Origin of the sequence: Actinosynnema sp. NPDC023794, from assembly GCF_040639675.1 — a bacterium.
Taxonomy (GTDB): Bacteria; Actinomycetota; Actinomycetes; order Mycobacteriales; family Pseudonocardiaceae; genus Actinosynnema; species Actinosynnema luteola.
Window position 1 is genome coordinate 1 of record NZ_JBFAFR010000071.1, and the last position, 12201, is coordinate 12201.

General features: G+C 68.1%; 9 protein-coding genes and 2 pseudogenes. 4 read left to right on the top strand and 7 right to left on the bottom strand.

The genetic code is table 11. The features are described 5' to 3' along the window. The first annotated feature begins 173 nt into the window (after nucleotides 1-173). Nucleotides 174-887: a TRADD-N-associated membrane domain-containing protein gene (locus AB0H12_RS44530; RefSeq protein ID WP_499632654.1), complete on the top strand. Its 714-nt coding sequence runs from the start codon at nucleotides 174-176 to the stop codon at nucleotides 885-887. 2 nt (nucleotides 888-889) lie between these two features. Here the strand turns inward: AB0H12_RS44530 and AB0H12_RS44535 are convergent, their stop codons facing one another. From AB0H12_RS44535 to AB0H12_RS44555, 5 genes are all read right to left on the bottom strand, one after another. Continuing rightward, nucleotides 890-2932, bottom strand: a complete 2043-nt coding sequence (locus tag AB0H12_RS44535; protein ID WP_499632657.1) for a tetratricopeptide repeat protein — start codon at nucleotides 2930-2932, stop codon at nucleotides 890-892. Between the two features lie 343 nt (nucleotides 2933-3275). Continuing rightward, a complete protein-coding gene (locus AB0H12_RS44540; protein ID WP_499632660.1) occupies nucleotides 3276-4400 on the bottom strand; it encodes a hypothetical protein in 1125 nt (374 codons plus the stop codon). Nucleotides 4401-4614: 214 nt separating this feature from the next. Next, nucleotides 4615-5502 carry a hypothetical protein gene (locus AB0H12_RS44545; protein WP_499632663.1) on the bottom strand — a complete coding sequence of 296 codons (888 nt, stop codon included), beginning with the start codon at nucleotides 5500-5502 and terminating at the stop codon, nucleotides 4615-4617. Next, nucleotides 5499-5852: a helix-turn-helix domain-containing protein gene (locus AB0H12_RS44550; RefSeq protein ID WP_499632666.1), complete on the bottom strand. Its 354-nt coding sequence runs from the start codon at nucleotides 5850-5852 to the stop codon at nucleotides 5499-5501. Before AB0H12_RS44550 ends, AB0H12_RS44545 begins: the two co-directional genes overlap by 4 nt. Then, nucleotides 5849-6970 carry a tyrosine-type recombinase/integrase gene (locus AB0H12_RS44555; protein WP_499632669.1) on the bottom strand — a complete coding sequence of 374 codons (1122 nt, stop codon included), beginning with the start codon at nucleotides 6968-6970 and terminating at the stop codon, nucleotides 5849-5851. The genes AB0H12_RS44550 and AB0H12_RS44555 overlap by 4 nt, the downstream gene beginning before the upstream one ends. Nucleotides 6971-7141: 171 nt before the next feature. Between AB0H12_RS44555 and AB0H12_RS44560 the strand changes: the two genes are divergently transcribed. Continuing rightward, a complete protein-coding gene (locus AB0H12_RS44560) occupies nucleotides 7142-8263 on the top strand; it encodes a hypothetical protein (RefSeq protein ID WP_499632672.1) in 1122 nt (373 codons plus the stop codon). A gap of 157 nt (nucleotides 8264-8420) precedes the next feature. On the opposite strand, the gene AB0H12_RS44565 is transcribed toward AB0H12_RS44560, so the two are convergent. Together AB0H12_RS44565 and AB0H12_RS44570 are read right to left on the bottom strand one after the other, a co-directional pair. Beyond that, a complete protein-coding gene (locus AB0H12_RS44565) occupies nucleotides 8421-8831 on the bottom strand; it encodes a transposase (protein ID WP_499632677.1) in 411 nt (136 codons plus the stop codon). Continuing rightward, nucleotides 8783-9888, bottom strand: a pseudogene (locus AB0H12_RS44570) (IS1380 family transposase); the annotation flags it as partial. The gene AB0H12_RS44565 and the pseudogene AB0H12_RS44570, both read right to left, overlap by 49 nt. Before the next feature lie 73 nt (nucleotides 9889-9961). On the opposite strand from AB0H12_RS44570, the gene AB0H12_RS44575 reads away from it, so the two are divergent. Together AB0H12_RS44575 and AB0H12_RS44580 are read left to right on the top strand one after the other, a co-directional pair. After that, nucleotides 9962-11407 carry an IS1380 family transposase gene (locus AB0H12_RS44575; RefSeq protein WP_499632675.1) on the top strand — a complete coding sequence of 482 codons (1446 nt, stop codon included), beginning with the start codon at nucleotides 9962-9964 and terminating at the stop codon, nucleotides 11405-11407. Between the two features lie 177 nt (nucleotides 11408-11584). Continuing rightward, nucleotides 11585-12201 (top strand): annotated as a pseudogene (locus tag AB0H12_RS44580) (transposase); the annotation flags it as partial.

Here is a 12201-nt window from a genome sequence, read left to right on the forward strand (position 1 = left end):
CCAGTACCGGCCCGAGCTGATCGACGCCTTCTTCACCCATACCGGGCTGGACCTCGAGCCTGAACCGCCGTAATGCCAGCCTTTCAAGATCTGTATGCACCCGGCGGGAAGGTCCTTGCGGGTAGGCTCTGGCCCTGACGACGGCACAGGATCGAGCGCTCGGGGGATCGCGAATGGCAGGGCACATCGGCGGCGTGGCGGACACAATCGCCCTGGTCGTTGCTAGTTCCGCGATTCTGGTGGCCGTGCTGGGTGTGGCCATCGCGGGCCGCTCGCAGGCCCGACGGCTACGGGAGGAATCCGGGCACGCGGACCAGGTGTTCGGGCGAACCCAGCCTGATCCCGACAGTGCGGCTGTCCGCTTGTCGGCCCGACGCAGGAGTCACGGCGGCGAGGCGGGCCGTACCGAGCCCGGCGAGTTGGCCACGATCGCGCGTCAGGAGGCGGAGATCTACCTCCAGCACCACCGGATGGCGCTTAGGCACCACTCCGCGTACCACCAGGCGGCGCTGTGGTCGGGTCTGCTGGGGTTCTCCGTGGTCCTCATCGGTGGTGTGCTCACCTATCTCGCAGGTCTCGACGTGGGCGCGGTGACGGCGTTGGCCGGTATCATCCCGGCTGCCGCTGGCGGGCTGCTGCTCCGCCAGGCGAAGATCGTCGGCGACCGCGCCGCGGAGAACCTCCGAGGGCTGGAGGACAGTGTGCGCCGGTTCAACGCGTTGCAGGGGGCGTTGGTGACGACCGCCGAGATCGGCGACCGGCAGGCCCGCGATCGCGTGTACGAGGTGATCGCCATGAGCCTGCTCTCGCCCGCGGACGAACCGGAGCCGGTGCCACGCGACCCGGTGGAGGAGGCCGAGGACGTCGGGGACACCGGGCAGGGCTGAGGCTACCGCCCTCGTACGGCCCGCAGGCGCTGCTCGGCGAGAGCGCGCTCAGCCGGGTCCATGGCGTGGTGGTCCCGTGCGTGCCGGAACATCTTGGCAGCCTCGGTGAACTGTCCGCGCTCCTCCAACACCATGCCGATGTTGTACGCCGAGCGCGGGATCACGGAGGGGAACACGCTGAACTCGTTGTCGCGCAACGCGTACACATCCCGGTAGTGCTGCAGCGCCGTCTCCATGTCACGCCGTTCGTATGCGATCGTCCCCAACCACAGCATCGCCTGTGCCCGCAGGTCCACCTGGTCGATCGTGATCGCGGCGGTGAGCGCGGACTCGGCGCCGTGCAGGTCATTCTTCTCGAACCTCAGGATGCGGCCGAGCGCGAAGCCACACAGCGCGGCCACGTCACCGCGTGGCATGATCTCCAGGTACCGGCCGAATGCGGCGATCGCGCCCTCCAGGTCGCCGAGATTCTCGCGGCACGTCCCGAGCGGAAAGTACAGAGGCACCGACTCGTCCGTCTCGCCTGCATCGAGTATCCGGGTGTAGATCTTCTCCGCCTCAGCGTACTCCTTCTTCTGGAAGTGTTCTTCGGCCCTGTTCCAGCGCTCCTCGAAACGGCGACGAAGCTCGGTTTGATCAAATGGTCGCGACGGACTCCATGTATCGACGTCACGCAGCGCCGCCTCCAGTGCTGCACGCGTGTCGTTGTCGTCCTCCAGCAAGCGGATGGGGTCGCGCCAGGTGCCCGATTCGGCACTCGCTTTCCGCCACGGCCAATGGAAGCGCCGCGCCAGCCGCTTGCCCGTGACCGCCCCGGTCCGGTCGATGAGGTTGTCAAGATCACCGGTGATCTTGTTCAGGTGCCCTTCGAACGCCGCCACCCACGTGTGGGTGGTGAAGTTGCTGTGCTCCGACAAATGCGCATAAAGCGCCCGGAACCTTTCCTGGTTGGAAGGGTGGGTCGACTGCTCGGTCGAGCCCTTCGCCGCCAGCCGAGCGCGACGCCTGGTAAGCGCGTCCTGCGCGGTCACGTCGATGCCGTGACGTGCCAGCCGTTCCTCGACCACGTCGAGGAACTCGAAGTACAGCAGTGTCAGGCACGGTGCAGTATGGGAGATGTCCTGCTTCAGTTCCGGTGCACCGTCGGTGAACAGCTCGTCGAACATGACCAGGCTCGGTTCGAGGTTCCGCCCGCCGGTGAACGCGCCTATCACCGCGTCCTGCCCCCACGTGTCGGCCTCGAACTCCATTGCCCTGGAGCGTTCCAGTAGGTGAACCTTGTCGTCGCGGCCGATCGAGCGCAGGTCGTCGGCGTGGTTCAGCACCGCGTGCCCGTATTCATGGCACAGCACGAATGCCTCCATGGTCTTGGTCAGCGGCATCTCCAGGACTCTGACCGGCACGGGGATCTCCACCAGCGCCTTCGACCTCGGCCCTCCGACGCCGAGAAACTCCAACGCGGTGTCTACCGCCTGCACCCGCAGCGCCGACCGGGTCTTCTCGTCCTCGACGAACCGGCTGACCTCACCGCTTATCGTGCCTGTGCCCAGCAGCGGGAAGATGCTCCTGTTCATCTTAAACAGGTACCCGGCCAGCCCCTGGTGGACTACGATCGCCGGCACTGCAGAGCCGGTGAATTTGATGCACTCCGCGTTGGGCTCGTAGGTCCGCAGGATGCCGACCGGAATCTTCGCCAGGGTGTCACGCCAGTGCGGCGGGGTCAGGGCGAGCGCGGCCTTCCGGAGATCGACGGCGAAGTCATTGATCCTCGCGCCCAGCCCCGCCAGCTGCTCCCTGCTCTTCTTGACATCGGCCTTCGATGCCTTCTTGAGCCTGTTCTCGGTGTTGCGCGGCGCAGGGGGCTCGTCGAACGTCGAAGTCGCCGTGTTGATTCCCACGAAGTCCACTCGGCGGACAAGCCCGCCGCACGTCGGGCAGGAACGCCCACGCAGCTCATCGGCGACCTTCAGCGTCGCCGCCGTGTCCACCAGCGGCCCGGCCCAGATGATGTGCTTGCACTCCTCACGTCGGACGAAGACCTGCACCAGTGATCCACCCCCATAGCGTCTTCCACCTGGCTACTCCACTCCGAGCGGCTTGACCGACGTGACGCAGACACAGGCCAACCGCGCGACTAACCCCCAACCAACACTAAGGGTAGTCACTCCGACACGGAAGATACCGATCGACGTAGAGCAGCGGCGCGGGATCGGCTCCGACGCAGCGTCGGGCCACCGCTGTCGTCGACGAACTGCTCTGGCGGAGTACCCACCGGCGACATCGTGGCCACCGTACGCGACCCGAACAAGGCCGCTGGCCTGGCCGATCGGGGCGTGCAGGTCCGGCGAAGTAGCCGCGCCGTTGATCCTTGACGATGCTTCGAGGTGGTCAAGTCTTGCGACGAACGACCTCGGCGGCATAGGCGGGCCGGGTGTTGCCCGCGAGCTGGGTCCAGCGTGTCGCGGTGGTGGTGCGCAGGCCGAGCAGGTCGCCGAGCACGGATCCGGGTAGTTGGGCTGCCAGGTCCATGAGCGTGGTGTTGCGGGCGTGGCGTGCGCGGATGCCAAGTTTCTGCAGGCGGCGCATGAGTTGCCTCGCGCTGATGGGCTGGCCGGGCGCTCCTCCGGGCAGGAGCCAGGTGAGGTCGTGGGTGCGGCCGACGACGGCGCTGCCGTGCCGGCGGTCGACCAGGTCGAGCACCAGTTGGTCCAAGGGGGCGGGCAGTTCCAATGGCTTGCGGCCCAGGTGGAGCTGGACGGCCCTATCGGCGACTCGTTGGGTGACGCGGTCGAGTGTGAGGCGGGAAATGCGGCTGAGGGACTGGGCGTGCAGCAACAGCAGGAGTCCGGCGACGCGGTCGACGGTGTCCAACGTGGTGTCGTGGAGGAGTCGACGGGCCAAGACCCAGCGGTCGTCGGCGTCGATGAAGTCCGAACGCAGGTTCTGCTGGGGACGCGAGGGAATGGTGATGGCGCCGGCGTGGCCGCGGCGGACGGCCCAAAGGACGAAGGTACGTGCCTCGTAGCGGTAGGTGCTGCCCGCTGCCAGCCACTGGTCGACATCGCCCTGGTCGCAGTCGGCCAGGCTGCTGCCGTCGGCCCTGAGGCAGCGGATCAGGTGGCAGGCGACCGTGATCTCGCGTTTGACCGCCAGGGCCTGGTTCAGGGTGACCCGTCCGGCGGGAGAGCGCTGGCCGCGTCGGCGAAGGCGGCGCAGGCAGTGCCAGGTGAAGAACCGGTGGACGGCTCGACGTTCGGCGAGGTCGCTGACCTGCGCTTCGAGAAACGGGGTGAGCCAGCGCTCCAGCGCGGCGAGTCGTTCGTCGCGCTCGGGCAGAGCGCCGTGCGCGACCAGCGCAGCCCGCAGGCGGGTGACGGCCTGCGACGGGCCGCTGTTGTCGAGCAGAGTGTGGGAGAGCGGTGCGGAGCTGCGTCCGATGGTGATGAGCATGCGGCGGGGTGTGGGGTCGCGGAGCCAGAGCAGGATGTTGAGCGGGTTGCTGGTGATCAGCACGTCGAGGACGGCCTGGCCAGCCGGTTGCAGGGCCCGGTTGGTGTCGCCGAGCAGGTCGTGCAGTCGGCGGTCGGCGGCGCAGCGTGTGCAGAGGCCGTGGTGGTAGAGCCGTTCGACGATGCCGCATCGCGGTAACAGCCTCTGCAGAGGGTCTCGGTGCTGTTGTTGACCACCGGTGTCGCCTGTGTGCCGCAGCTGGTGCAGCGCTGGAAGTTCAGTGGGTCGCGGCGCGAGCAGACGTGGCAGACAGCCTGGCCCTGCGCAGTGCGGGTGGCGATCCGCTTGGTGACGCCACAGTGGGAGCACGGCTCGGTCCGTGCCTGCTCGTAGCACCTGTGACAACAGCGCAGCCCGTCACGGCTGTATTTGGCGGGACGATGTTCGCCGCAGAACGGACAGGCGGGCAGGACGATGACGTGTGCGCCGTGCTCGACCAGGACTTCGAGCATGGCCTGCAACCGGGGCGAGCCTGGGCGCCCTGCCCGGTCAGCAACGATGAGTTGTCCTCCAGTTCCCAGGCCAGACGTTGCTGCTGGGTGGCCTGGGGGACCGAGCCGGTAACCAGAGTGGTCAGGGTGCCGACCGGGAGGCCGGTGCCGAGCGAGCGGAGCAGACGGACGATCATCGTGACCGGGTCCTCGCCGTCGATCGGAGGGCACTTCTGGCAGCGAGCGGTTCCGTGCCGGTCCCGATAGGCGACTGCGGTCTTGCGGCCGCACCGACCGCAGACCTGTTCGCGCTGCTTGATGGCGCAGTAGCCGCAGATGCGGTGTCCGGTGTCGGCAGCCAAGCTGGTGAGAGCGTTCTGCTTGCCGCAGTGGGCGCAGCGAGGCAACACGACCCGAGTCGACCCCGCCGCCAGCAAGGCGCCAATCAGCTGCCCGACCATCCGCGGCCCTTCCGGTCGACCCGAGGTCAGCAGGTCGGGATCGGCTTGCAGAGCCTGCCCGAGTCTGCGCAGGCGGGGTTTGTGCAGCGTGATACCCATGACGACCTGGTCGACCACCGCAGCGTCCAGCTGCGGGTCGGCCTTGACCACGATCTCCTTCACGACCGCGTGCGGATCGGCCATGAACCGGGCCGGGTTGTCCGTGGCGCTCACGAGGTGGGCGTGATCCTGGCGCGCTTGGGCCGGAACTCGCCCACCCCGGCTTCCCCACCGCCGTCTTCAGCGCCGTCCCCGCCGGAGGCGGCGGTCTTGCGCGTGCGGGACGCGCGGGCTGCGACCGGCGTGATCAGCTCCTCCATCCGGCAGTCCAGGATGTCCATCAAAGCCACCAGGGTCCGCAGGCTCAACCGCTCGGGCCTGTCCACCACGAGGCGATAGACCTGACTCGGCGACAGGTCGATGCCCCGTTCGGCCAGCAGCGGCCGAAGGCCGGTGGTGGAGAACATGCCGCGCGTGGCCATGATCTCCCGTAGGTGCCACCGGTAGTCCAGCTTCGCGGTCATCGCGTCCCCTCGTTCCCGTCGACGGTCAGCGCTCGATTCAGCGCCTGGCGCATCATGGTGTTCATGACGTCAGTGCTCACGCCGGTGTAGAGCGCCGTCGTGGACGCGTATCGGTGTCCGACCTGCTCCTGCACGAACTTCGGGTCCGTCCCGTCTTCGATCAGATGGGTGACGTAGGAGTGCCGCAGACAATGCGGTGTCAGCTCCTCCGGCAACTCCAGTTCCTTCCGGTAGGCCGCGAAGCGGTCCTCGATGTCCCGCGTTTGCAGCCGCGATCCCCGCTCGGTCAACCACAGCGCCTGACTGCCGTGGGATTTGAACCGGGGTCGGATGTTGACCATGTAGTCCTCGACGGCCTCTACCGCCCATGGCATCAGAATCGCCACCGTCCGACGGCGGGGCACCGAGCCTTTGGTCCGCTTGCCGTAACGCACGTGCAGCATCCCGAAACGGCCAAGCTTCGGAGCTTTCGGGTTGCGGTAGAAGTCGACGATGTCCAGCTTCGAGGTCTCGTTGCAGCGCAGGCCCCACCCGTAGATCACCTTGAACACCGTCGCGTCCCGGTAGGCGGTCAACGCGCCCTTGCGCCCCAGTCGCACCGCCCGCTCCACCCGCTCGTCGGCGAAGTCCAGGAACCTTTGGATCTCCTCGCGGGTCATCGGACGCCGCTTCGGGTCACCCTCGTAGTCGGTCAGGTGAGCGGCGGTGTTCCACTCGTGGCAGACCTGGACCGGATGGGTGCCGAACCTGTCCTCGCAGACCTGCGCCCACCGGTAGTGCGGCGAGGTGATGTAGTCGCAGAACAGCCGCAGCGCCACCTGGTAGCTGCGGACCGTGGAGCCGGCCTTGTTCTCCTCGCCGATCAACGTGGCCATGAAGTCGTCCACATCGGACGCGGTCCACCTCCACGGGTACTCACCGCTGAACACGACAAACCGGCGGATCACGTACTCCCGGTCGGCGATCGTCTTCGCCAGCAGTCGACGACCGCCCCGCTGCTGCTTGGCCCAGCCCGAAAGCATCGCATCCAGTACCGCGTCCTCGGGGTGCAGCAACGCGACACCGTCGACCAGTTCCAGCCTGGCCGATCCCACCGGCTCGTCCCCGCGATCAGCCACGACACCCCTCTCACTGGGTGCACGCATCCTGCATCAGATGAAAGTAGATCGACAAATCTGCACGTCAGAGCCTGCTTGCGGTATGGTCGAGCCCCGGCAGGTTACGCCCGCAAGGCGCATTGACACCCTGCTGGATCATGCATCTGCTGCAACTTCTCGAACTTCGCCCACATGATTCCGATGCTGGCCCGCGCCGGTGTCCGATTCTTGCAGGTCGCACGAGGTGGCCAGGAGGTCGGCGAAGGCTACGACGTGCTGGCCGACAGCTTCGCGCCCACACGGCTGATCCGGCGTGGCGCCTGGCACCTGGGTCGGGAGTTGGAGCAGGCGCTCACCGTGCCCCAGGTCGCGAGCGGACGACGCGAATGTTCATATCGCGCAAAGGGTGAAGTACTCGATGCGGCGATCGCCGACGAACTCGCGGCCGGACGGATCGCTGCGGGCTACAGGCACGCGATCGGATTCTCGGCCGACGAGCCCGAACGCGTCGAGCGCGACAGCTCCTACACCACCAACGCCCGTGAACCCTTGTACCCCCTGGTGGAGTGGAATTGGGATCGGGACCGCTGCGACCTCTACCTGCACGAGCTGTTCAGCGACGACGACGACCCGGACTTCTGGTGGCCGCGCAGTTGTTGCCAGTTCTGTTGCTACCAGTCCTCGACCAATGGGCGTGTCGCTCTGGCACTGCGGTGGCGCAGCGAGCCGCAGGCCGCCGTGACGTCGCTGAGGTTGGAGAGTCGCGCGATGGCGCTGCACCCCGGGCAGAAGCTCTTCGGCAGCTACTCGGCGGCCCAGTTCGTGCGTGACTACGGGCTCACCGACATCGTCGAGCACGCCGCCGCCGGCGACCGGGATGGTGAGCAGTGCTGGACGGTCGTGGAGGTGCGCCGCGTCTACCGGCCCGCGTCGGTCAGGGACCCGGTCACCGGCAAAAGCCTTCGGGGCCGCGACGGCAGGACGGTCAAGGATCCGACCACGAAGGGCCGGGCTTGGCGCTCGATCCGACCGCACACGGTCACCGGCACCCGCGCCGAGGCGGTAGAGGCTCTACAGCAGCTGGCGCGCGAATACGACACCACCGTGTGGACTCGTAGCGGGGGTGCGCCGCGGCTGGAGATCAGGGTCCTGCCCAAGAAGGTGCGTGAGTGGCCCGTGACCACCCATGAGTTCGCGGTGGTGCCCGGCCTGGTGGCGGCCAAGCAACGCAGGGGGTTCGACAAGGAATACGACGACGCCCGGAGGCGTGAAGCAAGGCGAGGCGGGGAGAACCTCCTGCCGCTGGCGATGTGAGCGTCGGGTGTGCCGCCGGCCGATCCGGTCGGCGGCACACCCGACCAGTCACGCAAGGCCGATCCGCGTGAGCTGGCCGTCCAGGTCGCGTGCCGGTATCCCATTCGCGACCACCGTTTCCTGCCTCTTTCCGAGATGGAAGCCGGCTAGTGGCTTGTCACGCAGCCTTGGTCGGGTAATGGGTCCAGGTGCGGATGGGTGAGTCGGTGGCGAAGTTGGTCTTGGGCTTGGCCCGGGCGTTGCGCCAGCGGATGTAGGCCGCGATGGCGGCGTTCTGTTCGGCGTGGGTGAGGTGGTCGATGCCGTTGAGTGCGAAGTAGCGCAGGGCGGCGAACTCGGCCTCGATCCAGTTCAGCCAGCTGGAGTAGGTCGGCAGGAACACCAGCTCGGCGTCGTTGTCGGCGGCCCAGTTCCGGACGTCGGGGTGTCGGTGCGGGGAGAAGTTGTCCATGACCAGGTAGAGCCGCTGACCGGGCCACCGGGCGCGGAGGGCTTTGAGCGGTCGAGGAACTCGCGGTGCGGCATCCAGGCCAGCAGGTCGAGAGCGATCTGCACGATCTCCAGCCAGATCCGGTTCTGGGCCGTGCGGTGCAGGGGCAGGTTGCGCAGACCGGTGGCCCGGGCGGCCCGGATGCGGTCCTCGGCCCGGGCCCGCAGCCGGTGACGGAGCTCGAGTGCGGCGATCGGCCGGCCCGAGGTGTTGGTGGCGAAGCAGGTCAGCCGCATGCCGTCCGCGTCCGTGAGCCTCAACTGGGCCCCGGGGTGAGGCCGTTCCTTCCTGACGATTAGCCGCATGTCCTTGGGCCAGCCGTCCAGGACGTCGCCGGTGAGTTCGGCGACCAGGCGCCGTCGCGGATCTCGCCGTCCGCCTCGACGGCGGGCGTCCAGGCCGAGGCCGGGACCTGCAGTACATACTGGTGGATCGCCTCGGTGATCACCATGCCGACCGAGTAGAACAGCCATCGTCCCCGCTGGGCGAGCCAGGCGACGAAGTCGTGGGTGCCGCCCGCGGAGTCGGTGCGGATCAGGGTCCGGCGCCCGCGCCGGTACTTCTTCGGCAGCTGGGCCAATGCCTGTTGAGCGGCGGTGATGTGGTCGGTGGCCGTGTTCGATCCCGCGTTGCCTGGTCTGAGCAGGGCCGCGACCGGTTCACCCGTGCCGCCCGGTCCGTGGTCGACGAACCCCATCAGCGGGTGGTGGCCGTAGGTTCGCTTCCACGTGGATGCGGCGTCCTCCTTGTCCGAGTGCGCGATCACCAGCACCCCGTCGAGGTCCACGGTCACCGTCCCGCCCGCATCAGGCGCTTCCCGGTCGGCCAACCGCCAGACACGGTGGCGGACTTCGGCCCGCGCGGCACGGATGGCCCGCAGGGCCTTCTCCTCGGAGGCTGCGAGGGTGTCGATGAGGCGGGAGACCGTCGGGTCGGAGGCCACCGGCCCGAACACGGCCGGCTCGGCCCGCAGCATGGAGACATCCGCGAGGCAGTCCCCGCCCAGCGCGACCGCCAGGGCCACGTCCAGCAGGATCTTGCCCGGATCGTGCACCGCCCGAGCCTTCCGCCACGGCGTCAGCGCCGCTGATATCGCGGTGTCCAGGCCGGCCTTGCGGACGGTCTCGACCAGCAGCCCGCTGCTTTCACGGGGGGATTGACGTGAGAGTGGCCAGCTCATAGAGAAAGGTGCTCTGAGCTGCAAGGATATGGCTTGTCTAGGGCCTTGTCCGTGCGAGTTCAGGAGCACCTTTCCGGTGAGTAAGCCTACCCGGTCGTATCCGTCGTTGACCGTCGACACCGCCGGAACGGGAGTGGTGTCGCAGGCGGGTGCGACGTTGCTGGTCGAGACCGTGCGCAAGACAGGCCTGGACCGGGCGTTGTCGACGGCGTTGGGTCGGTGGCGGGCGCCGACCGCGGTCCACGACCCTGGGAAGATCGTGTGCGATCTGGCGATCGCGTTGGCCGTCGGCGGTGACTGCCTGGCCGACATCGCGACCCTGCGTGCCGAACCGGGCCTGTTCGGCCCGGTCGCCTCGGACCCGACGGTGTCACGGCTGATCGACACCCTGGCCCGTGACTGCGACAAGGTCCTGGCAGCGGTGGCCGCCGCCCGCGCCAGGGTGCGGGCGGCGGCATTTAAGGCGGCCGGCCGGCACGCCCCCGACCACGGCATCGGACCCGACAAGCCGTTGATCGTCGATCTGGACGCGACCCTGCTCACCGCGCACTCCGAGAAGGAGAACGCGGCCCCGACGTTCAAGCGTGGCTATGGTTTCCATCCGTTGTGCTCGTTCGTCGACCACGGCGCCCAGGGCACCGGTGAACCACTGTCGTTGCTGTTGCGGCCCGGCAACGCCGGATCGAACACCGCCGCCGACCACATCACGGTGACCCGGGAGGCGTTGCGGCAGTTGCCGTTCACCGCCAAAGGTGGACGCGTCGGACGCAAGGTGCTGATCCGCACCGACGCCGCCGGAGGCACCCACGAGTTCGTGGAGTGGTTACAGGCAAGGAAACTGGCCTACTCGCTGGGGTTCACCCTGCCCGACGACGCGGTCGGACGCCTCGCCCTGATCCCCGCGAACGCGTGGACCCCGGCCTACGACGACGAGGGCGCCCCGCGTGACGGGGCCTGGGTCGCCGAGGCCACCGGCGTGCTGGACCTGTCGGGTTGGCCGAAAGGGATGCGGGTCCTGGTCCGCAGGGAACGACCGCATCCCGGCGCGCAGTTGCGGTTCGCCGACGCCGACGGACTCCGCCTGACCGCGTTCGCCACCAACACCAGCCGCGGCCAACTCGCCGATCTGGAACTGCGCCACCGCCGCCGGGCCCGCGCCGAGGACCGCATCCGCGCCGCCAAGGCCACCGGACTGACCAACCTGCCCCTGCACGGCTACGCCCACAACCGGATCTGGGTCGCGATCGTGGCCCTGGCGGTCGAACTGACCGCCTGGACCCAGATGCTCGCCCTGACCGACCACGAAGCCCACCGCTGGGAACCCAAACGCCTGCGGCTACGCCTGTTCTCCGTCGCCGGACGCATCGCCCGCCACGCCCGCCGCGTCCACCTCCGGTTGGCCGGCCACGCGCCCTGGGCCGAGCTGATCACGACCGGCCACCAGCGCCTACACGACCTACCGCAACCAGCCTGACCAGCCAAAACCCACCCCTACGAGCACCCAGCACCACCACCGGGCAGTGGAACCCGGCGGCACCCTGGCCGACAACGGGCCACCTCGACCACCCCGAACACCGGAACGAGGACCCGCAACAGCCACCGGTCACGGTCTCAAGCCAGCTTGCCACCCACACGAAAGATCCGGGCTAGGTGGGCGGGAGGCCGTCCCCGCCTGATCAGTCCCGACGACATCGCGTTCGTCGTGGCGACGGCCAAGGCCCGTCCCGCGAGGGCGGGCCTGCCCTTCACCCGGTGGAGCCTGCGCAAACTCGCCGCCCACCTGCACAATCCACAACGCCGGGTCCGCATCGGCCGGGAACGATTACGCCAGATCCTGCACGAGTACGGGATCAGCTTCCAGCGCACACGCACTTGGAAGACCTCCAACGACCCTGCCTTCGACGCCAAACTCGACCGCATCGACGAGGTCCTCACCCGCTTCCCGCAGCGGTGTTTCGCCTTCGACCAGTTCGGGCCACTGTCGATCCGCCCGCACCACGGCTCGGGCTGGACACCGCGCAAACATCCCGACCGGCTGCCGGCGACCTACCGGCGGACCCACGGCATCCGCTACTTCCACGGCTGCTACTCCGTCGGCGACGACCAGCTCTGGGGCGTCACCCGCCGCCGCAAGGGCGGCGATCACAGTCTGGCCGCCCTCAAATCGATCAGGGCGGCCAGACCGGACGGCGCACCGATCTACGTGATCATGGACAACCTGTCGGCCAACAAGACCCCGAAGATCCTCGACTGGGCTGCCGACAACAA

Bases quoted from the DNA above. Each gene is read 5' to 3' on its own strand.
- AB0H12_RS44530 (WP_499632654.1), top strand. From the start codon at position 174: ATGGCAGGGCACATCGGCGGCGTGGCGGACACAATCGCCCTGGTCGTT.
- AB0H12_RS44550 (WP_499632666.1), bottom strand. From the start codon at position 5,852: ATGACCGCGAAGCTGGACTACCGGTGGCACCTACGGGAGATCATGGCC.
- AB0H12_RS44560 (WP_499632672.1), top strand. From the start codon at position 7,142: ATGATTCCGATGCTGGCCCGCGCCGGTGTCCGATTCTTGCAGGTCGCA.
- AB0H12_RS44575 (WP_499632675.1), top strand. From the start codon at position 9,962: ATGGCTTGTCTAGGGCCTTGTCCGTGCGAGTTCAGGAGCACCTTTCCG.